This is a genomic window from Oceanobacillus sp. FSL W7-1281, assembly GCF_037969835.1.
Lineage (GTDB): Bacteria > Bacillota > Bacilli > Bacillales > Amphibacillaceae > Oceanobacillus > Oceanobacillus oncorhynchi.
In genome coordinates this window covers 2486608-2512704 of the sequence record NZ_CP150214.1, presented here as the reverse complement: position 1 = coordinate 2512704, position 26097 = coordinate 2486608, and the positions used below count along the sequence as shown (strand labels likewise).

Genomic DNA, 26097 nt, shown 5'->3' with positions numbered 1-26097 from the left:
GCGGAAATGAAAGAGAATAAAAATACACGTGTTGTTGTTGGTATGAGCGGCGGTGTCGACTCTTCCGTTGCAGCACTACTATTAAAAGAACAAGGATATGATGTTGTAGGGATCTTTATGAAAAACTGGGATGATACAGATGAATTTGGAGTCTGTACCGCGACAGAAGACTTTGATGATGTTGTCCGGGTCTGTAATCAATTAGATATACCCTATTACTCAGTCAATTTTGAAAAACAATACTGGGATAAGGTATTCACCTATTTTCTGGATGAATATAAAGCGGGAAGAACGCCAAATCCGGATGTGATGTGTAATAAAGAAATCAAGTTCAAAGCATTTCTTGACCATGCGCTTTCTTTAGGGGCAGATTATCTAGCTACCGGACATTATGCGCAGGTGGCAAGAGATGAAAATGGCAGTATTCAAATGCTGCGCGGGGCGGATGACAATAAGGATCAAACTTATTTCTTAAATCAACTCAGCTCAGATGTATTAGAAAAAGTCATGTTTCCGTTAGGGCATCTGCCAAAGCCGGAGGTCCGCAAAATTGCAGCTGATTATGGTTTGGTAACGGCAGCGAAGAAAGACTCTACCGGCATCTGTTTTATTGGAGAACGAAATTTTAAAACCTTTTTAAGTGAATATTTGCCGGCACAGCCAGGAAAAATGATGACGTTGGACGGGATTGAAAAAGGAAATCATGATGGGTTAATGTACTATACAATCGGTCAGCGTCAGGGGCTTGGCATCGGCGGTTCTGGAGATCCTTGGTTTGTTGTGGGGAAAAATTTAAAAGATAATTATTTATATGTTGCACAAGGCTATCATAATGACTATCTATATTCGGATTCACTCGTAGCAACGGATATTAACTGGATACAGCCGGATCAAATAGAAGAAACATTTACTTGCACAGCGAAATTCCGGTATCGTCAAAAAGATTCAGAAGTAACTGTGACAGTGAAAGATGATAAAGCGTATGTCGCATTTAAAGAGAGCCAGCGGGCAATTACACCAGGACAAGCTGTGGTATTTTATCAAGGTGATGTTTGTCTCGGCGGCGGAACAATCGATGAAATTATCAAAGATAATAAAGCATTACAATATGTTGGTTAGTAGGATGGTTAGTATATGGATAAAAATCAGCAGGCAATTACACTATTAAATGAAAAAAAATATGAAGAAGCAGCACAGCTGTTTAACGAAATCATTGAAGAATCTCCAAACGATCCATTGGGTTATATTAATTTCGGCAATCTTTTAATGCAGCTGAATGAGTCAGAAAGGGCAGAACGCTTTTTTAAGCGGGCTGTTGAGCTGGATGAAAAGGCCGCAACCGCATATTATGGTTTGGGTAACCTTTATTTTGACCAGGAAGATTACCAGAAAGCTTCGCAAAACTTTCTAAAGGCAATTGAGCAGGGGCTGGAGGAAGCGGATGCTTACTTTATGCTCGGGATGTGCTTCCGGAATCAGGAACAGTGGAAGTTATCTTTACCATATTTACTGCGGGCAACAGAACTAGATTCACAGGATGAAAGCTTTCTGTTCCAATATGGTCTGTCTCTGGCGCAGGGCGAACTGCTGGAGGAAGCGCAAAAGACATTTGAAAAAGTGCTTGAATTAAATAAAGAACATAGCGATGCTTATTATAATCTGGGCGTGATTGCCTTATTCCATGAGAAGACAAAGGAAGCTTTGCATCACTTTGAAAAAGCACTGGAATTGCAGTCAGATCATGTCTTAGCTGCAAATGGAAAGAAAATTGCATTACAGTATATGGAGCAATTTGAGGATAAATAAGGGGTAATCATCATGGGAAACCAGATAGAAACAAAGGAAGCACTGCCTTTTGTAACAGGGAGCGTCATCAATACAATTTTTCGCAATGAGGCAGAACATTTCTCTATCGTCCGAATTAAAATAACAAAAACAAACCTTGATTATCAAGATAAAGAAATCATTGTGAAGGGGTATTTTGATCAGCTCCAGGATCAGACTGCCTATTGTTTTTATGGAGTGATGGAAAAGCATCCCCGCTATGGTTCACAATTAAAAGTACAATCCTATGAGACCATTCTGCCGACCACAAAGGATGGGCTTGTCCAATATTTATCCAGTGATTTATTTTACGGCGTTGGAAAAAAGAGTGCCTTAAAAATTGTAGAAAAGCTTGGAGAGAATGCTGTGTCTAAAATTATGGATGATTCCTCTGTTTTAGACGGCGTTTCCGGCGTATCCAAGGAAACAGGAAAAAAGCTGGCTGAGCGTCTCCGGGAAAATCAAGGATTTGAACGGGTTGCTGTTAAATTATCAGAGTACGGAATTGGTCTGAAAATGGCTCAGGTCATTTATCAGACTTATCGAGATGAAGCATTAGAGATTCTGAAAAAAGATCCGTATCAATATGTTTTTGATATTGAAGGATTTGGGTTCAAAATGGCAGATCAAATAGCTTCTGGACAAGGGATTTCACATACACATGAAAGCCGTATTGGTGCAGGTGTCATTTATATTCTGCAGCAAAGCATGCAGGCAGGTCATGTGTACCTTCCGTTTGAAAAATGTATGCAGGAGGTTATTTATTTACTTCATCTGCCTAATCCAGACCAAGGCTCTGTTTCTGATGTTATCATGCAGTTAAATACAGAGAAAAAGATTATTGTCATTGATGAACGTGTTTATCTGCCTTCGTTATATTATGCAGAGGATAACTTTACTGCCAGTCTGAAAAAAATTCTTACCAAACCGATAGAGGATGAAGTGCCTTTAGCGGAGCTTTTGAAAATAACGGGTGAGATTGAAGAAGAAGAGTCATTAAGCTATGGTAAAGAACAATTTGATGCCATTGTTCAGGCTATCCACTCAAAAATTATGATTTTAACAGGCGGACCTGGAACGGGGAAAACAACGGTAATTACCGGAATTATTCAAGCTTTTGCCCAAATCCACGAGCTTTCTTTAAATCTATCGGATTATCAAAAGAAAGATAATTTTCCGTTTATATTAACAGCTCCTACCGGCCGGGCAGCCAAACGAATGTCTGAATCAACTGGTTTGCCGGCTGTTACCATCCATCGATTACTTGGCTGGAACGGAATGGGCAGCTTTGAAAAAGATGAGCATGAACCATTATCCGGAAAGCTGCTGATTGTTGATGAATTTTCTATGGTTGATACCTGGTTAGCCAATCATTTATTTAAAGCTATTCCCGATACGATGCAGATTATTCTGGTTGGAGATGAAGATCAGCTTCCGTCGGTGGGGCCGGGCCAGGTTTTAACCGATTTGATGAAAAGTGAGGTATTGCCGGTTATTTCATTAACGGATGTATATCGTCAAAAAGAGGGCTCTAAAATTATTCAGCTGGCTCATCAAATTAAAAACACCAATTGTGATAAAAGTTCGTTGGAGAATGCGCGTGATTTCAGTTTTATTTCCTGCCATGATTATCAGATGACCGATGTGTTGACATCTATTATTGATAAAGCACAAAAAAAAGGAATTGATTCTTCTTCTATTCAGGTGCTGTCTCCCATGTATCGTTCGCAAGCTGGCATTCATGCAATAAATGAAGCATTGCAGCAATTGATTAATCCTCCCGGCGAGAAAAAACGGGAGATTGCATTTCAGGATGTAGTTTATCGTGTCGGCGACCGTGTAATACAGTTAATCAATCAGCCTGAGGATGGTATATACAATGGGGACATTGGAGAGATTGTCGCCATGTTTAAACCGGAAGAAAATGCAGAGAATGAAGAACAGATTGTAATTGCATTTGAAGATAAAGAAGTTGTTTTCATTCGAAAAGATTATAATAACTTTACTCATGCGTTTTGTATTTCCATTCATAAATCACAGGGGAGTGAATTCCCGATTGTGATTCTTCCTGTTGTCTACTCACATCATCGCATGCTGCGAAAAAATCTCTTATATACAGCAATTACAAGAGGAAAAGAGTCATTGATTATTTGCGGTGAAAAAGAGGCTTTTATCAAAGGTGTGCAAACGGAAGATACGAATCGCAGATATACTTCACTGCAGGAAATGCTGCACATTCAATTAGCGAATCAAAAAGCAGAGAAGAAGGAATATGAAACGATAGAGGATATCCCGGAGGAAGAACTGTCTCCTTACGATTTTATGGATTAAATGTATAAAAAATTTTATTTAGGGCAATACTTGGACTGATAGAAGCAGAAAAAGGATGAAGATGTATGCTAGTATGTCCAAATTGCCGGGAAAAACAAATAGGAAAATTAAGTCCCACAAGCTATTATTGCTGGGTTTGCTCAATTGAATTGACGGTGTCTGGAAAGGAATTACACATCCACCAGGTCGAAGCGGACGGGACACTCAGTTCATTAGATGACTTATTTTCAAAAGAAGAGAGAAGATTATTATAATATGGGTTTCTAAAGCGGGCAATGGTTTTCGGCGGGGCGAGTAACCGCAGTCCCAGCCCCATCGGAAAAACCACGTCAGCTAAAAAGAAAAAGTTCGCCGCTTATCATTTAGTAACTTTTTGAACATCCTATTATAAACTCCCAGTCTGTTGGTTACACTACCATGGACTGGGAGTGATTATTATGTGGAAAAAAATAAAAGCAAAACAAGTCGTTTATTTTCTTGTGATTGCTATCCTTTCTTTTATTCTTTTATATTTTTTAGCTATCACCAAACCATATTATGCGGCATTTTTTTCTTTTGTCTTTAAGCTGGTGCTTCCATTTTTGATTGCAGGAATTTTGGCTTTCTTGCTGCACCCATTGATTGAGTGGCTGCATCGGTACCGGATCCACCGCGGAATCGCAATATTAGTTATATATCTGCTTTTTTTTGGAGGTGCCGGCTACGCAATATATCGCGCGTATCCATTAATCGTTGAACAAGTGAAGGAAATGAGCCGTAACTTTCCAGAATTTATCGCGCTGTACCAAGACGGGTTAAATAAGGTATATACCTCTACTGCTTTTTTACCGGAGACCGTACATGACCGGATGGATATGTTTATTCAATCCCTAGAGAATGCGATGAACAACTTTTCAGGGAAAATCATCGGCGGTTTTAATGGAATGATGGATGCGGTTATTCTCTTAACGATTATCCCGGTCCTTGTCTTTTATTTCTTAAAGGATTATCCATTTATCAAATCTTTTCTATTTCGACTTATCCCATATAAATATCGAAGCGATACAGGAAATGTATGCCGGGAAATTGGAAAAGGACTTGGCGGTTATATCCGGGGACAGTTTATTATCAGTGCAGCTGTTGGTGTTATTTCCACTCTGAGCTGGATGTGGTTAGATTTACCTTATGCTTTATTGCTTGGTATCATTCTGGCAATCGTCAACATCATTCCTTATTTTGGTCCGATCCTCGGTGCCATCCCGGTTGTAACTGTTGCTTATATGGTGGAACCGGAAAAAGCGTTATTCGTTATCGTAATTATCTTTATCATCCAATTGATTGAAAGCAATCTATTATCGCCGTATATAATGGGGAAAACAGTAAAGATTCATCCAATCGGGATTATCTTCGCCTTATTATTGGGCGGCCAACTGGCTGGCGTCATCGGTATGGTTATTTCTGTTCCTGTTTTTACTATGTTGAAAGTATTGATTCAGCAGTATCAAATGTCAAAAGCCGGTTGAATTAAAATAAGTATTTCACTATATATTTTTTTAAAGGCGAAAAATTGACATACAGCGGAAAAATCACTATAATAACGCTATAATCATACAAACAATAGGAAATGATAAAAAACTGTCATTTTCAATCATGTAGAACACGTTGAAGGTATTAAGTACATGACATGATATTTCAAGAGAGGGACTCCCCCGGCTGAAAGGAATCCTAATTATATTGTTATGGAAAGCTACACTGGAGTACGGCTAATCCCCGTCGGTATCATACCGTTATAATGATGAAAGTGATGAACATGGATTGTTCATAATAAGGGTGGTACCGCGAAATCTCGTCCCTGCAATGATGCAGAGAGGAGATTTTTTGTTTGATAAAAAAAGGAGGGAAAACGATAATGAAATTTTTGAGTTCCGCAGAAATTCGGCAAATGTTTATTGATTTTTTTAAAGAGAAAGGGCATCAGGTTGAACCAAGTGCTTCATTAGTACCGCATGAAGACCCTACACTTCTCTGGATTAATAGCGGGGTGGCAACATTAAAAAAATATTTTGACGGCCGGATTATCCCGGATAATCCAAGGATTGTGAATGCACAAAAAGCAATACGTACAAATGATATTGAAAATGTCGGTTTTACAGCGCGTCACCATACGTTTTTTGAGATGCTAGGAAACTTCTCCATCGGTGATTATTTTAAAGAAGAAGCGATTGAATGGGCATGGGAGTTTTTGACAGATGAGAAATGGATTGGTTTTGACCCGGAAAAATTATCTGTCACGGTTCACCCGGAAGATGATGAAGCGTATGATCTTTGGCTGCAAAAAATTGGTCTGCCAAAAGAGCGGATCATCCGATTAGAGGAAAACTTCTGGGATATTGGAGAAGGACCAAGCGGACCGAATACCGAGATTTTTTATGATAGAGGCGAAAGCTATGGAAATGACCCGGCTGATCCGGAGCTGTATCCGGGGGGAGAAAACAGCAGGTATTTAGAGGTTTGGAATCTCGTGTTTTCGCAATTTAACCATAATCCAGACGATACGTACACCCCTCTGCCAAAGAAAAACATTGATACAGGAATGGGGCTGGAGCGGTTAACCTCCATTATTCAAGAAGTGCCTACAAACTACGAAACAGATTTATTTATGCCAATCATCCAGGCAACGGAACTGATTGCAGACAGCAAATATGGGAAAGACGATGCAGCGGATACGGCATTTAAAGTAATTGCTGATCATATTCGTACAGTCAGCTTTGCCATTGGTGATGGAGCCATGCCATCGAATGAAGGCAGAGGCTATGTCCTGCGCAGACTGATTCGCCGTGCTATCCGTTTTGCGAAGGATCTTAACATCCATGAAGCCTTTATGTACCGTCTTGTTCCAGTCGTAGCTGAAATTATGAAGGATTTCTATCCGGAGGTTGTGAAGGAAACAGACTACATTCAAAAAATAATTAAAGTGGAAGAGGAGCGCTTCCATGAAACGTTGAATGATGGGTTAGAAATCTTAACCAAGCTCATTGAGTCGGAAAAAGAAAAAGGAAGTAATGTATTTCCTGGAGAAGAAGTATTCCGTTTATATGATACGTACGGTTTTCCAAAGGAATTAACAGAAGAATATGTAGAAAAACTTGGATTTACTGTGAATCAAGAAGGCTTTGATAATGAAATGAAGCTGCAGCGTGAAAGAGCAAGAAATGCACGTCAAAAAGTGGACTCCATGCAGGTTCAAGACACTGTTTTTTCAACGATAGATGTAGAAAGTAAATTTGTAGGATATTCTTTATTAGAAAAAGAAACGGTCATTCAAGCAATCATTCAGGGCAAAGAAACAACAGAATCTGCAGAAGCAGGCCAAGAAGCATATATCCTGCTGAAGGAAACACCATTTTATGCGGAAAGCGGCGGACAAGTTGCTGATATTGGCTTCATTCAAACAGATCATTCCTATGCGGTTGTAACCGATGTACAAAAATCTCCAAATGGGCAGCATATTCACCGTGTAGAAGTAAAAGAAGGCATATTACAGATTGCTGAACAAGTAGAAGCAGTTGTTGACCGTGCATTTCGGAATGATGTCATTAAAAACCACACGGCAACACATTTACTTCATCAGGCTTTAAAAGATGTTTTGGGCTCCCATGTTAACCAGGCAGGTTCATTGAACGGAACTAATCGTCTCCGCTTTGATTTTTCTCATTTCAGCAGTGTAACGGACGAAGAGCTGGAAGAAATCGAAAAAATAGTGAATCAAAAAATATGGGAATCGATTCCGGTCGTGATTGAAACAAAAGAAATTGAAGAAGCAAAAGCGATGGGGGCAATGGCATTATTCGGTGAAAAATATGGCGATGTCGTCCGTGTTGTCCAAATCAATGATTACAGTATTGAGTTGTGCGGCGGGTGCCATGTGAGCAATACCGCTGAGATAGGCTTGTTTAAAATCGTATCAGAAAGCGGGATAGGTGCAGGTACAAGAAGAATTGAGGCTGTTACAAGCAAAGAAGCTTACAGCTATTTAAATAATAAAATTGAATTGCTGAAGCAGTCAGGCGCATTATTGAAAGCCAAAGACGAGCAGATTCCGCAAAAAGTGACGGCTTTACAATCGGAATTAAAAGAAACACAAAAACAGGTAGATTCACTGCAGGCTAAACTATCTAATCTGGAAGCATCCTCTATCTTAGATGAAATAAAAGAGGTAAATAATGTAAAAGTACTAGCTAAACAAGTCGACGTGAAAGATATGAATCAATTGCGTTCGATGGGAGATGAATTAAAACAAAAAATAGAATCAGGTGTAATTCTTCTCGCAGCTGTCAATAATAATAAAGTACAGCTTATTGCAGGAGTGACAAAAGACCTGATGAAACAAAATCTCCATGCTGGAAACTTGGTGAAGCAGGCAGCTGCAATTTGCGGCGGCGGCGGCGGTGGCCGTCCGGATATGGCACAGGCTGGGGGAAAAGACCCATCTAAAGTTACAGAAGCATTACAAAGTGCTTTAACTTATGTAACAGACGTGACAAATGCTTAATCCTTGGTTGTATGTTTTCTCGTTAATAAGTATAATGATAGAGATAAACATGTTAAAATAGAAGAAGAAGGTTAATGAAGGACGAGGTGTCATTATGAGTTCAATTGATAAAACAATGAAATTCAACTTTTCCGAAGAACCATTTGACCAGGATATTAAAAAGATTTTAATGACTGTTCATGAATCATTACAGGAAAAAGGATATAATCCGATCAATCAGATTGTTGGATACCTATTGTCAGGTGATCCTGCATACATTCCTAGATATAATGATGCGCGTAATTTGATACGTAAAGTTGAACGGGATGAAGTTATTGAAGAACTTGTAAAGTTTTATCTAGAACAGAATAAGGAGAATTCATGAAAGCGATAGGTTTAGACGTGGGTTCAAAAACAATAGGTGTTGCCGTAAGTGATGCTCTTGGCTGGACAGCGCAAGGGTTAACCACTATTTATTGGAATGAGAATGAATTTGAATCTGCAGATGAAGAACTAAAGGGTCTGATTGAGGAAAATGAAGCATCTCTGATTGTAATCGGACTCCCTAAAAATATGAACGGCACGATTGGCGAAAGAGGCGAGGCGTCCGAGCGCTATGCTGCGTATGTAAAGGAAAAGTATGAATTGCCTGTGGTATTATGGGACGAGCGTTTAACCACGATGGCAGCGGAACGTGTACTGCTGGAAGCGGACATAAGCCGCAAGAAAAGAAAAAAAGTAATTGATAAGATGGCAGCTACAATGATTTTGCAGGGTTATCTAGATTCAAAAGGAGGCATTATATAATGACATTGGAAGAAAAGGAACGCATTATTATCCCCGACGAAAATGGGGACGAGCATTTGTTTGAAGTGCTATTCACCTTTGATGTGGATGAAACAGAACAATCTTATATAGCTGTCGTGCCTGCTGAACAAGCAGAGGATGAAGAGGTAGAGGTTTACGCATTCCGTTACGAAGAACAGGAGAATGAAGATTTTACTCTGTACCCGATTGATTCCGATGAAGAGTGGAGCATGGTAGAAGAAATGTTAAACACATTAGCTGAAGAAGAAGAGTAAAGAGATAAAAGAAAGCTGACATTCACATTTTGTGACATCAGCTTTCTTTTCCCGTGTAATTGCTGCTTCTCATCCCCTTTCACACCTGCTGACATATATGTTTTTTCAAAATTCCTGTTGAAAATGAATCTTTTTGTTTAAGATGTAGAAGGATGAAATAAAATAACAGGAATATTGGATAATTTTATATGAATTTAGTATAATGAAGCGGATGAAAGGGGGACACAGAGTGTCAAAAGATGACAAGCATAATGGATTCCAAAAGAATCTTATACAAAGAGCAAAAGATGCTTCTAAAGTAAGAAAGATTGTCGCAATTATTATTGTTTGTTTTACGCTCATCTTAATAATCGGCGGGATTTCAGGTTATTTATATATTCATTCAGCACTGCAGCCTATTGATGAAGAAAATTCAACTCCGGTAGAAGTGGAAATCCCGATTGGCTCTTCCAGTTCAACGATAGCCGGGATACTTGAAGAAAACGGAATTATCAAGGATGCACGTGTATTTCGTTTTTATACAAAATTTAATAATGTGAACGAATTTCAAGCTGGGAATTATACATTCAATACAGCCATGAGCATGGATGAAATTATTGAATCGCTGCAGCATGGAAGAATTATTGTCGATGCGGTCCATACGATTACAATTCCTGAAGGATTGACTGTAGACCAAATTGCTGAAATATATAGTGAGCAGCTTTCTTTTTCGGAGGAAGATTTCCTGGAGGTTGCCAATGATCCTGATTTTATTGATGAATTAATGGAGAAATACCCTTCCTTATTGACGGAGGATATTCTGGATGAAGATATTCGTACTCCTTTAGAAGGTTATATGTTTGCTTCCACCTATGAGTTTTATGAAGAAGAACCATCCATTGAATCGATAATAGATCGTATGATCGAACAAACAAACTCTATCTTCCAGCAATATGAAGGAGAGATTGCAGATCGAGGTTTTACTCCACACGAAGCAATAACCTTTGCGTCCGTAGTGGAAAAAGAAACTGCTCATGAAGAGGAGCGCGCTCAAATTGCCGGCGTATTCCAGAATCGTTTGGATGAGGATATCCAGCTGCAGACAGATCCAACGGTATTGTATGCAAAAGGAGAACATCAAGCAGTGGTCACCTTTGATGATTTAGAAACCGAATCACCTTACAACACCTATTTGGTGGATGGACTGCCAATAGGCCCGATATCGAATTTTGCGGAAAACTCCCTTAGAGCAGTAATCTCACCGGAAGATTCCGATTATCTGTATTTCTTACATGATGAAGATGGTAATATTCACTTTGCTGAAACATTTGATGAACATGTAGAAAACCGGGAAGAATATATTAATTAAAGTGTGTTCCAAAAGTGCTCACTCTTAAACGGACTAATGGAGAGCTTCTCCATTTTCCGTTTTCTTTTTTAGCCGTCAGGAAAGGGGCGTGTTTTTCCAAGGGTTGCGATTACTCACCCTGGCATGACCCTCCACAGCGGTTGTTAATATTAAAAATAAAGCTGCATTGTCATCCATCGATTTTGGTGAAGAACCAATTATAATGGTTGAATGTAAAAGGAAATGATGAAATGGAAAAAGATATCGAGAGCTACTTGGAAAATCTGCTTCCTGCTTCTTCAGGAACTGCAGACGTTCTTGAAAAATATGCCGAAGTCAATCATGTGCCGATTATCAACCGGAGCAGCATGCATATGATTAATCTTATTTTACAGATGAAGCAGCCGGAAAAGATTTTAGAAGTAGGCACAGCGATTGGTTATTCCGCATTGCGTATGCTGGAAGGAGCGTCAAAAGCAAATATCGTTACCATTGAAAAAGATACCAATCGTTATCAGGAAGCAATCACGAATATCAAGGAACAGAGACGTGATAATCAAATCGAAGTTATTTTAGGAGACGCCGCAGAAGTCATGCAGGAATTAGCTGAAAAAAAATTACAGTATGATGTTATTTTTATTGATGCAGCAAAAGGGCAATATCAAGTTTATTTTGATTTAGCAGATAAAATGCTGACGCCCGGAGGTGTATTGATTACCGATAATGTATTATTTCGGGGCATGGTCTGCTCGGATGAAGAGGTGCCTAAAAAATATAAAACACTGGTACGGAAATTAAGATCGTACAATGAGATGCTAATGAATCATCCGGATTATCATACATCGATTATACCGATGGATGATGGTGTCTCCATTAGCTATAAAAAGTAAGATGTGTAAGGAGTTAGCAGCATGGAAAAAAATAAACCCGTTGTAATCGGTGTTGCCGGGGGAAGCGGCAGCGGAAAAACCTCCGTTACAAGAGCTATTTATGAGCGTTTTAAGGAAACGTCCATCCTGGTAATTGAACAGGATGCATATTATAAGGATCAGTCGCATCTTCCTTTTGAGGAAAGATTAAAAACAAATTATGACCATCCCTTGGCATTTGATAACGATTTATTAGTAGAGCATCTTCAACAATTACTTGAATATAAATCAATTGAAAAGCCTATATATGATTATAAGGTGCATAACCGTTCAACAGAAACAATCCATGTTGAGCCCAAAGAAGTCATTATCGTTGAAGGAATTCTGATTTTAGAGGATGCTAACCTCGTTGATTTAATGGATATAAAAGTATTTGTCGATACCGATGCTGATTTGAGAATTATCCGCCGTCTATTAAGAGACATTAAAGATCGCGGGAGAACATTGGATTCAGTCATTGACCAGTATATTCAAGTGGTCCGGCCGGCACATATGCAATTTATTGAACCGTCAAAACGGTATGCAGATTTGATTATCCCAGAGGGCGGAGAAAATCATGTTGCAGTGGATATTATGGCATCTAAAATTGAAAATATCTTAGTAAAGAATTCAAATTTATAATTATTTTTCTTGATATTTTAGGTAATATCTGCCATAGTATTGATTAGTATATTTTGAAGAGTTAGCACATAAGCTATATAGCCAATTTTATTAATTAATTTATATATACTTGGAATAGGCAGCTGTGTTCTTTTAGATAAACCAGATTCGAGAATAAGCTGCGATTATTACCAGATAGAAAAGAAATCAGAAGGAGTGTTTAGAAGATGGCTGCAGAAAAAAGCTTTTACATGACACAAGAGGGGAAAGACAAGTTAGAGGAAGAACTGCATTATTTAAAAACGGACCGTCGCCAAGAGGTCGTTGAAAGAATAAAAGTAGCTCGTGATTTCGGAGATTTGTCCGAGAACTCGGAGTACGATGCGGCAAAAGATGAGCAAGCGTTTGTGGAACAGCGTATTACCCAGGTAGAAAACATGATTCGCAATGCCGTCATTATTGAGAATGATAATGAAGATCCTAATGTAGTTGGACTTGGAAAATCAGTTACGTTTGTAGAATTGCCTGATGGGGATGAAGAAACGTATACTATCGTCGGCAGTGCAGAAGCTGATCCGTTCGAAGGAAAAATTTCCAATGATTCTCCAATGGCCAAAAGCCTGTTAGGACAAGAAATTGGACAGGAAGTTTCCGTAGCTACACCAGCTGGAGACATTGAAGTCCGTATAACCAATGTTGAATAAAAATTGGAAAGCGTTTGCGTAAGCTTTTATCTTGATGAAGCTGCTGAGAAAAAGATATTATCTTTGACCAGTAGAAAGGTTGTCCAAACGTATATTTTAGAAGTACGAAAACTTACAGTTAAACATAACTGTAAGTTTTCGTACTTCTATATATTTCTATGCTGTTTGAAAATATAAACCTGCTTGCTGCATTAATGCAGCGATGTTGTGAAACGGGAAACGCAATAGTTTTCTAATTAAAACGTTAAAAACCAAACAATCTGAACGAATAGTATTACATACCCGAAATTTTAAGGATTTAAATAAGGCGTCTATCTTCATCACATTCTCTTAATCCTTTAAGTTTAAACAAGAAATAAACAGCAATTTTGTGCTAAAATAGAATAGACAAAAATCGCTGGATTCGATAGGATAGTATAAAGTAAATAGTGTAGCGAGGGGGAATCTCTGGTGAGTCAGACAAGATCAAACAAATTTGAAAAAAGAAGAAAAAATACAAACGCAATTACCATTCTATCTATTGCTGCAGGAATCGTCTTAGTTATTTTTCTTGCGGTATGGGTGTTTGGCGGCGGAGATGATACAACAGAGGAAGGTACTGAATCGGATGCATCCGAAAATACGTCAGAGGAAGATAATGGGGATGCCGGCGGAGAAGATGATAATGGCTTTTTAATAACCGATCCGGATTCTAATGAAGATGAAGAAAATAACAATGAATCTGACAATGAGGACGCAAATAGAGAAGAAGACAATGAAGACGAAGACGAGAATGCAGATGATGATGCAGCCAATGAAGAAGATGAGAATGAGGAAGAAAATGAAGAAGATAATTCCTACGAAGACAGAGAGTCTGCAGAACCATCCGGTGATGACGTTGCGGAGGCCTATACCGGTGACTGGGATCCGATAGGTACAGAACAGGAAGGTGAGCATAATACAGATTTTAGTGATGGATCTGCAGACCGTGTTGAAATTAAGAGTGCAGTCTCCAAGGTCACTGGTTTAAGCGAAGATGGTATGATAGAGCACTGGGTTGGAAATAATGGACCTGACAAAGTAATTGCTACCGTTTCTGATTCAAGCAATTCAGAGAATTATCGTGTATTCCTAGATTGGGTAGACGGTGAAGGCTGGCAGCCGACTCAGGTAGAAGAATTGAATTAAATTGACGCGGGACAATAATGGAGGATTAGAATGACTATCGGAATTATTGGAGCAATGGATGAAGAAATTGAATTACTGAAGCAAAGCATGACTGATGTACAAGAAATTGAAATAGCAAAGACTTATTTTTATCAAGGTCACCTGGAAGGGAAAAAAGTTGTCCTCATGCTATCCGGTATCGGGAAAGTAAATGCAGCCATGTCTGCAACCATCTTACATGAACGGTTTAATCCGGATAAAATTATTAATACCGGGTCTGCTGGAGGTTTTGCTGAAAATCTGGAGGTTGGAGATGTTGTTATTTCCACCGACGTATTGCATCATGATGTGGATGCGACAGCATTTAATTATGTCTATGGACAAGTTCCGGGGATGCCTGCAGTCTATACAGCCTCTTCGGATTTGATAGATTTGGCAGGTAAGGTAGTATTAGAATCAGGTATTCAGGCGGAAACAGGTATCATTGCAACTGGTGATTCGTTTATACAGCGTGAGGATCAGACAGCTGTTGTCCGTGAACGTTTTCCTGAAATGCTTGCTTTAGAAATGGAAGCTGCTGCAATTGCGCAGGTATGCTATCAATATCAAACGCCATTTGTCATTATTCGAGCATTATCAGATATTGCCGGAAAGAAATCATCGGTTTCATTCGATGTATTTTTAGAAAAAGCAGCAAAGAATGCAGCGGATGTGATTATAAAAATGGTTCGTGAATTATAAGTTGTTTAGTTAGAAAAACTCGTATTTGCTAATGGGCGAATACGAGTTTTTTTAATGCATAGTTACTTCTTTGTGAAATATCATCTTTGAAGACCTGGACGGCTATCTTTTTACTCTTCAGATTCAAAATAATCCTGAATAAAATTATAAAAGACTCGTTCAGATGGCGCCAGGTTGCGATTTTTTGGAATAATAATACCGACTGCCCGCTTGAGAGGCGGATTATCAATAGCTACCTTGGCGCTATAAGCGGTATTTAAATCATTAAAGGCACTTTCAGGAAGTAACGTAATCCCCATCCCGGCCGCAACTAATCCTTTAATGGCATCTAAGTCCTCTCCCTGGGATTGAATATTCGGTGTAAACCCTGAACGGATACAAGCATCAATAACGAGCTGGTGAAGCACATACCCCTCAGGAAACAATACGAAATTTTCCTCTTCTAACTCTGCGACAGAAATTTTTTCTTCGTTTGATTTGGCGTGAGAACTGGGAATAAGAGCATAGAAATTTTCCATAAATAGAACCTTGCCAATGATGTCCGGCTGATTATCGGGGACAGGACCAAGAAATGCTAAATCAATTTCTCTATTCCGGACAGATTCAATTAGAAAATTGTAAGAGCCCTGTCTTAATTGAAAACGGATATTTGGATAGCTTTTCTTAAATGCGGATAAAACGGTTGGCAAAAGGTTACTGGCTAAGCTTGTCGGAAAGCCAATTTTTATTGAACCGCCTTCCGGGTCTAAGTATTCATCGACCTGTTTCTTAGCATAATCCACTCCTCTTAAAGCGGATTTTATATGCGTTAAAAATATTTTTCCGATTGGTGTTAAATGTACATTTCTTCCGACTCTTTCAAAAAGCTGAACCCCTAATTCACTTTCTAAATTGGAGATTTGCCGGCTGATTGCAGACTGGGCAACGTGCAGCTCAAAGGCGGCTTCTGATACATGTTCTCTTTCTGCTACAGCAACAAAATATCTTAATTGACGCAGTTCCATATTTCCACCTCATATCAAAATTAGATTATTCCTATGTTTATTATATATTGTTTCGATAAATAAAAAAACATAAAATATATCTTACCCACTTTTATTGATTACGGAATGGAGGAACAAAGATGATATTTCAAGATTTGCCAAAAGCACAAGGTCTATACCACCCGGATTTTGAACATGATGCTTGCGGCATTGGCTTATATGCACATATTAAAGGGAAGCAGACGCATGACATAGTTACAAAAGGGCTGGATATGCTTTGTAAGCTAGAGCATCGTGGCGGACAGGGAAGTGATCCGATGACGGGCGACGGTTCTGGTTTAATGGTACAGATTCCCGATCAATATTTCAGAAGAGTCTGTCCGGAATTTCAACTGCCATCTACAGGAGAATATGCTGTGGGTATGATCTTTCTTTCTCAAGATAAACAAGAGCAAACAGCAGTCATAAACCAAGTCAATCAGTTGATTGCTGAGGAGAGACAGCAGTTGATTGGATGGAGAGATGTGCCTGTAGACACTGCTTGTATCGGGAAAGGCGCAGTAGAAACGCTCCCGGAAGTTAAGCAGGTATTTATTCGGTCGACTATGGCGGCAGATGAAATGGCTTTTGAAAGAAAGCTGTATGTGATTCGTAAACAAGCAGAGCATTGGGCTGAGGAAAAGAATATTCGCTTCTATGTTCCGAGTCTTTCTGCCAGAACCATTGTATATAAGGGCTTGCTGACTCCGGAGCAGGTGAACGGATTTTATTTAGATTTACAGGAAAAAGATTTTGTTTCAGCTTTTTCACTTGTTCATTCCCGTTTCAGTACTAACACATTTCCATCCTGGGAACGGGCGCATCCGAACCGCTATTTAATCCATAATGGCGAAATTAATACATTACGGGGAAATGTCAATTGGATGCGGGCGAGAGAAAAACAATTTGTTTCTGATGCATTTGGCGATGATTTAGAAAAACTGCTGCCAATTATCCGCAGTGACGGAAGTGATTCAGCAACATTAGATAATGCACTGGAATTTTTAACACTTGCAGGAAGAGAGCCTGCTCATGCGGCGATGATGCTGATTCCTGAACCATGGGATAAGAATAGCCATATGAATCAGGAAAGACGCGCTTTTTATCAATATCACAGTCTGATGATGGAACCTTGGGATGGGCCAACATCAATTACCTTTACGAATGGGAAGCAAATCGGAGCAATATTAGATCGAAATGGACTGCGCCCGGCAAGGTATTATGTGACAAAGGATGATTACATTATCTATTCCTCTGAAGTAGGTGTCGTTGACGTAGAGGAAAGCAATGTTTTATTAAAGGAACGATTAAGCCCGGGGAAAATGCTGTTAGTAGATATCGAGAAAGGAAGAATTGTTTCCGATGAAGAGATAAAATCTGCTATTATAACAGAATATCCTTATCAGGATTGGGTAAAGGGACAAACCGCCGTCTTAGCTCCAGAAGTTGATGAAAGCATAGAAATGGATCCGCAATTGTACCATAAGCAAAAAGCATTCGGTTATACGATGGAGGATATTGAAAAGTATTTGATTCCGCTTGTGCAGGATGGAAAGGATCCGATCGGTGCAATGGGGAATGATGCTCCGTTAGCTGTTCTATCCGAACGTCCGCAAAGTCTGTTCAATTATTTTAAACAGCTCTTTGCTCAGGTGACGAATCCGCCGATTGATGCTTATCGGGAGCAGTTAGTGACATCCATGCTGACCTGGCTCGGAAGCGAGGGGGATATACTTCACCCGGAAACTGAAAAGAAAAGACGAATCCGCTTAGATTCACCAATTCTATCGAATGTGCAGATGAAAAGAATTGAAAATAACGAAATAGACGGCTTAAAAGCGGAGGTCATTGAAACGTTATTTACAGATGATTTGGAAGCTGCGCTGAAACAAGTATTTGAACAAGCGAAAGCTGCAATCTATAAAGGGAAAAATATACTGGTACTTCGGGATACAGAAATGGATCAAATGCAAAAAGCGATACCTGCCCTGCTTGCGGTCAGCGGGCTGCATCAATATTTAATTCGTGAAGGTATCCGGACAAAAGCAAGTATCCTTATCCAGTCAGGAGAAGCGCGTGAGGTCCATCATTTTGCAGCCATGCTTGGTTATGGAGTCGATGCGATTTACCCATATCTCGTGTATCAAACCTACCATCAGGCATTTGAAATGGATAAGTTAGCGTTAAATCCAAAAGAAGCACAGGCAAAATACATTGCCGTGGCGACAGAAGGTATTATCAAAGTAATGTCTAAAATCGGAATTTCAACTGTACAGAGCTATCGCGGTGCTCAGATTTTTGAGGCGGTCGGCATCAGCAAGCAAGTCATTGAAGATTATTTTACCGGAACGGCTTCGCAAATAGACGGAATTGATTTGGGTGTGATTCAGCTTGAAACAGAGAAACGTCATCAGGAAGGGTATCAGGAAGCATTTGATCAGCTTCTGGATTCAGGAAGTGAGTTTCAATGGCGAAAAACAGGTGAACATCACGCATTTAATCCATCAACGATTTATAAGCTGCAATGGTCCTGCCGGCGCGGGGACTATAAGCTGTTCAAGCAATTTTCTAAAGAATCAAATGAAGCGCGTATCGGCTTTTTACGAAATCTATTTGACTTTAAAAAGACAAACTCGATTTCTATCGATGAGGTAGAATCTGTGGACACGATTGTAAAACGATTTAAAACAGGAGCGATGTCGTTCGGATCTATTAGTAAAGAGGCGCATGAGACATTGGCAATTGCCATGAATCGTCTCGGCGGTAAAAGCAACAGCGGAGAAGGCGGCGAGGATACAGCACGCTTCACCCCGGATGCGAATGGGGATTTACGATCCAGCGCAATTAAGCAGGTAGCATCCGGCCGCTTTGGTGTTACGAGCAACTATTTAGTAAATGCGAAAGAACTGCAAATTAAAGTTGCGCAAGGAGCGAAGCCTGGAGAAGGCGGTCAGCTGCCAGCGGAAAAAGTATATCCATGGGTTGCTGATGTGCGCAGGTCGACATCTGGAGTCGATTTAATTTCTCCGCCTCCACATCACGATATTTACTCAATTGAAGATTTGGCGCAGTTAATCCATGACTTGAAAAATGCGAATCGCAACGCAAGAGTAAGTGTCAAGCTAGTTGCTAAATCAGGTGTCGGAACGATAGCTGCCGGTGTGGCTAAAGGAAATGCAGATGTTATTTCTGTAGTCGGTTATGATGGAGGAACAGGAGCTTCGCCAAAAACAAGTATTAAGCATACTGGTCTGCCGTGGGAACTGGGTTTGGCAGAGGCGCATCAGACATTAATGATAAACGGACTGAGAGACCGTGTTATTTTAGAAACAGACGGTAAGCTGCTAACTGGAAAAGACGTTGTAACAGCAGCTTTGCTGGGAGCGGAGGAATATGGGTTTGCTACAGCGCCGCTCGTTGTAGTCGGCTGTGTGATGATGCGCGTCTGTCACAAGGATACCTGCCCAGTCGGTGTCGCTACCCAAAATCCGGAGCTTCGTAAAAAGTTTGCCGGAGACCCGGACCATGTTGTGAACTATATGCAGTTTATTGCGGAAGAGGTCCGGGAAATTATGGCAGAGCTTGGCTTCCGGACAATGGATGAAATGATTGGGCGTACAGAATATCTGGAAAGGTCAGCGCGTGCTGACGCACATTGGAAAGCGAAGCATCTCGATTTATCAACGCTTGTTTATCAGGTGGAAGGAACCAAAAGAAACACCACACAGCAGGATCATAAATTAGATCAATCCTTAGATATAAAAGAAATTCTGCCTGCTGTTCAAGAATCATTGGAAACAGGCGAAGCAATGGAAGCCAGCTTCTCTATAAAAAATACGGATCGTGTTGCCGGTACGATTGCCGGCAGTGAGATTACAGCTAAATATGGAGAGGAAGGCCTGCCGGAGGATACCATCAATCTACATTTTACCGGTTCAGCCGGTCAAAGCTTCGGTGCGTTTATTCCAGCAGGTATGACCATGACAGTAACTGGAGATGCCAATGACTATGTAGGCAAAGGGCTTTCAGGAGGGAAAGTGATTGTGCGTGCGCCGGAAGAAACAACCATTGACGCAAGCCATAATGTCATCGCAGGAAATGTTTCCTTCTATGGTGCAACAAACGGTGAAGCATATATTCATGGCTATGCCGGCGAGCGTTTTGCAGTCAGAAACAGCGGTGCAAAAATTGTTGTAGAAGGCGTCGGAGATCATGGATGCGAGTATATGACAGGCGGCAGAGTGGTTATCCTTGGCAATGTCGGTAAAAACTTCGCAGCTGGAATGTCTGGCGGAATTGCTTATGTAAGGCCGGATGATGTTCCTGCTTTCCGAGCTTTGACAAATGCGACGCTGATTCAATTTGAAGAAATAACTGATCTGGGAGAACAGGAAGAAGTAAAAGATTTGATTATCAATCATTTAGATTATACCAACAGTGAGAAAGCAGCATTTATCTTAAAGCACTGGAAGGAAGAAGTGAAGAAATTTGTCAAAGTAATCCCGGCAGACTATAAATTAATGCTTCAGCAGATTCAATGGTTTAAAGAACAGGGATTAAGTGCTGAAGATGCGCGTTATGAAGCGTTTATGGCAAAGAAAAATAACGAAATGACCGTAAAGCTAGATGAGGAATCCTTGATGAAGGAAGAGAAAGGAGCCAGAGTAAATGGGTAAAGCAACTGGATTTATGGAAATTAAAAGAAAAAAAGCAACGGAGCGTGACCCGCTTGAAAGAATAAAAGACTGGAAAGAGTACGCTGGCACCTTCTCTGATGATGCAGCAAGCCAGCAGGGTGCGCGCTGCATGGATTGCAGTATTCCGTTTTGTCATATCGGCATGGAAATCGAGGGGGCAACCTCAGGCTGCCCTGTCTATAATCTGATTCCGGAGTGGAATGACCTTGTTTATAAAGGTAGATGGAGAGAAGCGTTAGACAGGTTGATGAAAACTAATAATTTTCCTGAATTCACCGGGAGAGTTTGTCCTGCCCCATGTGAAGGCTCTTGTACCGTAGCAATTAATGACCCGGCTGTATCGATCAAGAATATTGAGCAGAAAATTATTGATAAAGGCTTTGAAGAAGGCTGGATTGAACCGCGAATTCCAGAAGTGCGTACTGGCAAAAAAATCGCTGTTATTGGTTCGGGACCAGCTGGATTAGCGGCAGCGGATCAATTAAACCAGGCGGGGCATGAAGTAACTATTTACGAACGTGCAGACCGCGCCGGTGGATTATTGACCTATGGTATTCCAAACATGAAGCTGGATAAGGGAGTCGTGGAACGGCGTATTCAATTGCTTCGGCAGGAAGGGATTCGTTTTGTGTTAAACACCGAGGTAGGAAAGGATATTTCAGCTGAGGAAATCAAAGCAAGCTTTGATTCTGTGCTTATTTGTACTGGTGCCCAAAAGCATCGTGATCTGCCGTTAGAAGGAAGAGATGGAAAAGGAATCCGCTTTGCGATGGATTATCTGACCCGCTCAACGAAAAAGCTGCTTGATGCAGATATCGAATTGGAAGAGGAGTTAAATGCAGAAGGAAAAGATGTGATTGTTATCGGTGGCGGAGATACAGGTGCGGATTGCATCGCAACAGCCCTTCGTCAGGGTGCTAAAAGCATTGTTCAATTCGGAAAGCATCCGCAGCTGCCAGTGATGCGGGCTGGATCCAATCAATGGCCGGCTTATCCGCAGGTATTCAGCCTGGAATACGCGCACAAGGAAGCAAAAGAAAAATTCAGGAAGGATATTCGTGAATATTCCATTCAGACACAAAAATTTGTAACAGATGAGCTGGGGAATTTAAAAGAACTGCATACGATTCAAATGGAGAAAAAACAGGATGAAAATGGCGTATTCTTTTTTGAGGAAATACCAGGAACTGAAAAAGTATGGCCGGCACAGCTTGTTTTAATTGCTATCGGTTTTGAAGGTGCTGAGGAAACAGCTGTCAAAGCATTTGGGGTGAAAACGATGCGAAACCGTGTGCTTGCAGCTTATGGAAAGTTTTTAACAACAGAAGAAAATATATTTACAGCAGGAGATGCCCGCCGTGGTCAGAGTTTAATTGTCTGGGCGATTAATGAAGGAAGAGAAGCGGCTTATCAGGTTGATGAATATTTAATGGGAACCACTTCCTTGCCGACTGTTGCAAATATGTAAAAACAAAGCGATAAATAAGCGAGTTACCTGTCTGTTATTAGATGGGCAGCTCGCTTATTGTATGAATATACTTTTTTAATGAAGGTAAATGCATTATGCTTTGATAAGCCTATGGCGAATCTTTATAGGCATCTGTCACTTCTTTTTAGGTATTTGCGTATATTGTTAGGGAATAAGGGGTGATGGAGAATTGGCACAGGCAGAAGGGTATAAAAACGGCCGTATTAATATTATATTAAGTGAGAATACACCGCAATCCGGCGCGAATCTCCGTGTAAAAAAACAAAAGCATTCGCCGCTTGAAATCGTCGATAAAGAATTTGCATCGTTTGTCGGGTTAAATGATTTAAAAACGTCCATTAAAGAGATTTATGCAAGTATTCTTATCAATGAAAAGAGAAAGGAAGAAGGATTAAAAAGCACGAAACAGGTTCTTCATATGCTGTTTAAGGGAAATCCGGGAACGGGAAAGACAACGGTAGCCCGGAAATTAGCAAAGCTTTATCATGATATGAATATCCTCTCAAAAGGGCATTTTATAGAGGCGGAGCGTGCTGATTTAGTCGGAGAATATATCGGCCAGACAGCGCAAAAAACAAGAGCAGTTATTCAGAAGGCGATGGGCGGTATTCTGTTTATTGATGAAGCTTATTCATTATCCCGCGGCGGAGAAAAGGATTTTGGTAAAGAGGCGATTGATTTGCTTGTGAAGCATATGGAAGACGGACGGGAAGATATGGTTCTCATCCTTGCTGGTTATCCGCGTGAAATGGACCGGTTTCTTTCGATGAATCCCGGCCTTGAATCCCGCTTTCCATTTATTTTAGATTTTGATGATTACTCTGTGGATGAATTATTGAATATAGGAAATCGCATGCTGAGTGAAAGACAATATCAATTATCAAAACAGGCGGAATGGAAGTTTCGCAATCATTTGGCAAAAAAACTGCGGGAAGATAATTATAATTTTTCGAATGCGAGATATGTACGAAATATAATTGAAAAAGCAATCCGGCTGCAGGCGGTCCGGCTGCTAACCTCTGATAAATTGGTATCCAGGGATTTAATTGTTTTAACAGATCAGGATTTGTTGCTAGAATAGAAATAATGGGAATGATAATAGTAAAAACTATTTTAAGAAAGAGGTAGGCTATGACAGTAGAAAATGTATTAGTAATTGCGGTTAACCAATCCGAAAGATCTGAACGTCAATTCCAGTCTTCTTTAGATGAGCTTGTTTCTTTATGTAAAACTGCAGGAGGGCAGGTTCAAGGCGTTATCACACAAAACAGGGAACGTATCCATCCAGCAACCTATATCGGTGAAGGAAAGCTTCAGGAAGTTGCTCAGATCGTTCGTGCAGAAGAAATTAATTTAGTGGTAGCTAATAATGAGCTGTCGGCTGGTCAGGTTCGCAATTTAGCAGATACGCTGGATGTTCGTGTCCTGGACCGAAGTCAATTGATATTGGATATTTTTGCAATGCGTGCACAAACGAAGGAAGGGAAGCTCCAGGTCGAGCTGGCTCAGTTGGAGTATTTGCTTCCCCGTTTGCATGGACAAGGGACTAATCTATCCAGACTTGGCGGCGGAATCGGGACAAGAGGCCCTGGGGAGACAAAATTGGAAACAGACCGCCGGCATATCGAAAGAAGAATCTATGATATCAAGCGCCGATTACAGCTGGTTGTAAAGCAGCGGGATCAATATCGGAAGCGCAGACGATCAAACGATGTTTTTCAAATAGCGATTGTCGGATATACGAATGCGGGGAAATCAACGATATTTAACCGGTTGACAAACAGCCGCTCATTAGAAGAGGATCAATTATTTGCGACATTGGACCCGCTCACGCGCCGTATTCAATTTCCCGGCGGCCTGAAGAGCTTGATAACAGATACAGTCGGGTTTATCCAGGATCTCCCGACGGCCCTGATTGCTGCGTTTAAATCAACACTGGAGGAAGTGACAGAAGCAGATTTTCTTCTTCATGTGGTTGATATTTCAGACCCGGATTTATTACAGCAGCAGGAGACTGTCCGCAAATTATTGCAGGAATTAGATGCCGGCCACATTCCGGTATTGACCGTGTATAATAAAAAGGATCAGCTGGAAGCCGATTTCTTTTTGGCAAACCAATTCCCTAATATTCAAATCAGTGCGTTAGAGGAAGAAGACTTACATGCATTATTAATCAAAATGGAAGAAGTATTAAAAGAAGAATGGGATTTATTTGACATTGTGTTAGATTCAAGTGAAGGAGATTTGTTGTACCAGCTTCAGTCAGCAGCGTTAGTTGTCAAAAAAGAACTGCTGGAGGAAACGAACCAATTTCATGTGCAGGGCTATGTCAGAAAAAATCATCCATTTCACCGATTTGTAGAGGAGAAGTAAACGATGCAAGCAGAATCACTTATAATAGAAGCAGAAAAAGATTGTTTAGAAGGTCACCAGTATATTCAAAAGATTGTAGAGAAAAATCAGCAGCGTGTTTTGGAGGCCTTCCGAAATCATCGGATTAGTGACGCACACCTGCAAGGGACGACAGGCTATGGATACGATGATTTAGGCCGGGAAGGCTTAGAAGCTGTATATGCGCAGGTTTTCGGCGGAGAGGATGCCGTTGTGCGTCCGCAGATTGTTTCGGGCACACATGCTATTACAACAGCTTTATTCGGTATCCTCCGCCCGCAGGATGAGCTTGTTTATATTACGGGGCATCCATATGATACCTTGGAGGAAGTAATCGGGAAGCCCGGCAAAGAAGAAGGATCGCTTGCTGATTTTCAAATTGGGTATCGTGAGGTTGCCTTAAAAGAAACAGGGGAAATTGACTTTGAAGCGATAAAAAGCAGCTGGACAAAGCAGACGAAAGTTATTGCTATCCAGCGTTCAAAAGGTTATGATGCCAGACCTTCCTTCACGATTAGTGAAATAAAAGAAATGGTGGATTTTGTGAAAGCCATTGATCCATCCGTTATCGTATTTGTTGATAATTGCTATGGGGAGTTTACAGAAACAAAAGAACCGCTGCATGTCGGTGCCGACTTGATTGCCGGTTCACTCATTAAAAACCCAGGCGGCGGATTAGTCCGGGCAGGAGGATATATTGCAGGCCGTCAAGACCTGATCCATTTATGTGCAAACCGTCTGACAGCTCCTGGTCTGGGCAAGGAAACAGGAGCTTCTCTCGGTATGCTTCAGGAAATGTATCAGGGTTTCTTCATGGCGCCGCATACTGTAGGGGAAGCCTTAAAGGGCGCCTTGTTCACAGCGCGTTTTCTGGAGCTGGCCGGGTTCCGGACAGCCCCGTCCTATCACGAAAAAAGAACAGACCTGATACAAACAGTTACTTTTCATACAGCGGAGGAAATGATTGCTTTTTGTCAGGCGATTCAAGAGAACTCTCCTATTAATTCTTATGTTACACCTTATCCGAGTGAAATGCCGGGATATGAAGATGAAGTGATTATGGCAGCAGGAACGTTTATACAAGGGGCGAGCATCGAGCTGTCTGCGGACGGGCCTATCCGTGCTCCATATACAGCTTATGTTCAGGGCGGTTTAACCTATACGCATGTGAAAATTGCCATTATCGAAGCAGTAAAAACATTGAAAAATCAAGGTTTTATTTCTTAGTGAGAGGGTAAAAACAAGTATGGAATAATTTATATGTTAAATAACCTAACATTTAATTGACATTAAAGCTGACATCC

At 40.6% G+C, this 26097-nt stretch carries 21 protein-coding genes and 1 other annotated feature; of the genes, 20 read left to right on the top strand and 1 reads right to left on the bottom strand.

The annotated features are described in order from the left end of the window. The first annotated feature begins 6 nt into the window (after nt 1-6). From mnmA to mtnN, 15 genes are all read left to right on the top strand, one after another. Nucleotides 7-1119 (top strand): tRNA 2-thiouridine(34) synthase MnmA, encoded by a 1113-nt coding sequence (mnmA, locus tag MKX55_RS12510; RefSeq protein ID WP_339233093.1) that lies wholly within the window; start codon nt 7-9, stop codon nt 1117-1119. A 15-nt stretch (nt 1120-1134) separates the two neighbouring features. Then, complete coding sequence (locus MKX55_RS12505; RefSeq protein ID WP_339177421.1) at nt 1135-1806, top strand: tetratricopeptide repeat protein; 672 nt, start codon at nt 1135-1137, stop codon at nt 1804-1806. Nucleotides 1807-1818: 12 nt separating this feature from the next. After that, a complete protein-coding gene (locus tag MKX55_RS12500; protein ID WP_339233092.1) occupies nt 1819-4155 on the top strand; it encodes an ATP-dependent RecD-like DNA helicase in 2337 nt (778 codons plus the stop codon). Between the two features lie 65 nt (nt 4156-4220). Next, complete coding sequence (locus MKX55_RS12495) at nt 4221-4409, top strand: hypothetical protein (RefSeq protein ID WP_339177417.1); 189 nt, start codon at nt 4221-4223, stop codon at nt 4407-4409. 183 nt (nt 4410-4592) lie between these two features. Continuing rightward, nucleotides 4593-5657 carry an AI-2E family transporter gene (locus MKX55_RS12490; protein WP_339177415.1) on the top strand — a complete coding sequence of 355 codons (1065 nt, stop codon included), beginning with the start codon at nt 4593-4595 and terminating at the stop codon, nt 5655-5657. 130 nt (nt 5658-5787) lie between these two features. Then, nucleotides 5788-5991, top strand: a binding site (T-box leader). Between the two features lie 52 nt (nt 5992-6043). After that, entirely contained in the window at nt 6044-8686 is a 2643-nt protein-coding gene (gene alaS, locus MKX55_RS12485) for an alanine--tRNA ligase (protein WP_339233091.1), read from the top strand. 94 nt (nt 8687-8780) lie between these two features. Further along, nucleotides 8781-9050 carry an IreB family regulatory phosphoprotein gene (locus tag MKX55_RS12480; RefSeq protein WP_042534321.1) on the top strand — a complete coding sequence of 90 codons (270 nt, stop codon included), beginning with the start codon at nt 8781-8783 and terminating at the stop codon, nt 9048-9050. Next, a complete protein-coding gene (gene ruvX, locus MKX55_RS12475; protein WP_339233089.1) occupies nt 9047-9472 on the top strand; it encodes a Holliday junction resolvase RuvX in 426 nt (141 codons plus the stop codon). The genes MKX55_RS12480 and ruvX overlap by 4 nt, the downstream gene beginning before the upstream one ends. After that, complete coding sequence (locus MKX55_RS12470; RefSeq protein WP_042534317.1) at nt 9472-9747, top strand: DUF1292 domain-containing protein; 276 nt, start codon at nt 9472-9474, stop codon at nt 9745-9747. Before ruvX ends, MKX55_RS12470 begins: the two co-directional genes overlap by 1 nt. Before the next feature lie 229 nt (nt 9748-9976). Beyond that, nucleotides 9977-11095, top strand: a complete 1119-nt coding sequence (mltG, locus tag MKX55_RS12465; protein WP_193062262.1) for an endolytic transglycosylase MltG — start codon at nt 9977-9979, stop codon at nt 11093-11095. A gap of 230 nt (nt 11096-11325) precedes the next feature. After that, nucleotides 11326-11964, top strand: coding sequence for an O-methyltransferase (locus MKX55_RS12460; RefSeq protein ID WP_193062260.1), 639 nt, complete (start codon nt 11326-11328; stop codon nt 11962-11964). Nucleotides 11965-11985: 21 nt separating this feature from the next. Continuing rightward, complete coding sequence (gene udk, locus MKX55_RS12455; RefSeq protein ID WP_042534315.1) at nt 11986-12624, top strand: uridine kinase; 639 nt, start codon at nt 11986-11988, stop codon at nt 12622-12624. 206 nt (nt 12625-12830) lie between these two features. Further along, complete coding sequence (gene greA, locus MKX55_RS12450) at nt 12831-13307, top strand: transcription elongation factor GreA (RefSeq protein WP_193062258.1); 477 nt, start codon at nt 12831-12833, stop codon at nt 13305-13307. Between the two features lie 450 nt (nt 13308-13757). Then, entirely contained in the window at nt 13758-14474 is a 717-nt protein-coding gene (locus MKX55_RS12445; RefSeq protein ID WP_339177409.1) for a YrrS family protein, read from the top strand. Nucleotides 14475-14504: 30 nt separating this feature from the next. Then, nucleotides 14505-15194: a 5'-methylthioadenosine/S-adenosylhomocysteine nucleosidase gene (mtnN, locus tag MKX55_RS12440; RefSeq protein WP_339233088.1), complete on the top strand. Its 690-nt coding sequence runs from the start codon at nt 14505-14507 to the stop codon at nt 15192-15194. Nucleotides 15195-15304: 110 nt separating this feature from the next. Here the strand turns inward: mtnN and MKX55_RS12435 are convergent, their stop codons facing one another. After that, nucleotides 15305-16198 (bottom strand): LysR family transcriptional regulator, encoded by an 894-nt coding sequence (locus MKX55_RS12435; RefSeq protein WP_339233087.1) that lies wholly within the window; start codon nt 16196-16198, stop codon nt 15305-15307. A gap of 119 nt (nt 16199-16317) precedes the next feature. On the opposite strand from MKX55_RS12435, the gene gltB reads away from it, so the two are divergent. The 5 genes from gltB to MKX55_RS12410 all read left to right on the top strand — a co-directional run bounded on the left by gltB (nt 16318) and on the right by MKX55_RS12410 (nt 26020). Then, nucleotides 16318-20892 (top strand): glutamate synthase large subunit, encoded by a 4575-nt coding sequence (gltB, locus tag MKX55_RS12430; RefSeq protein WP_339177403.1) that lies wholly within the window; start codon nt 16318-16320, stop codon nt 20890-20892. Next, a complete protein-coding gene (locus tag MKX55_RS12425; RefSeq protein ID WP_339233086.1) occupies nt 20885-22381 on the top strand; it encodes a glutamate synthase subunit beta in 1497 nt (498 codons plus the stop codon). Before gltB ends, MKX55_RS12425 begins: the two co-directional genes overlap by 8 nt. 229 nt (nt 22382-22610) lie before the next feature. Further along, on the top strand, nt 22611-23483 hold the full coding sequence (spoVK, locus tag MKX55_RS12420) for a stage V sporulation protein K (protein ID WP_339185239.1): 873 nt from the start codon (nt 22611-22613) through the stop codon (nt 23481-23483). 50 nt (nt 23484-23533) lie between these two features. After that, nucleotides 23534-24775: a GTPase HflX gene (hflX, locus tag MKX55_RS12415; protein WP_339233084.1), complete on the top strand. Its 1242-nt coding sequence runs from the start codon at nt 23534-23536 to the stop codon at nt 24773-24775. Between the two features lie 3 nt (nt 24776-24778). Further along, nucleotides 24779-26020, top strand: a complete 1242-nt coding sequence (locus MKX55_RS12410; RefSeq protein WP_339233082.1) for a methionine gamma-lyase family protein — start codon at nt 24779-24781, stop codon at nt 26018-26020. Nucleotides 26021-26097 lie beyond the last annotated feature (77 nt).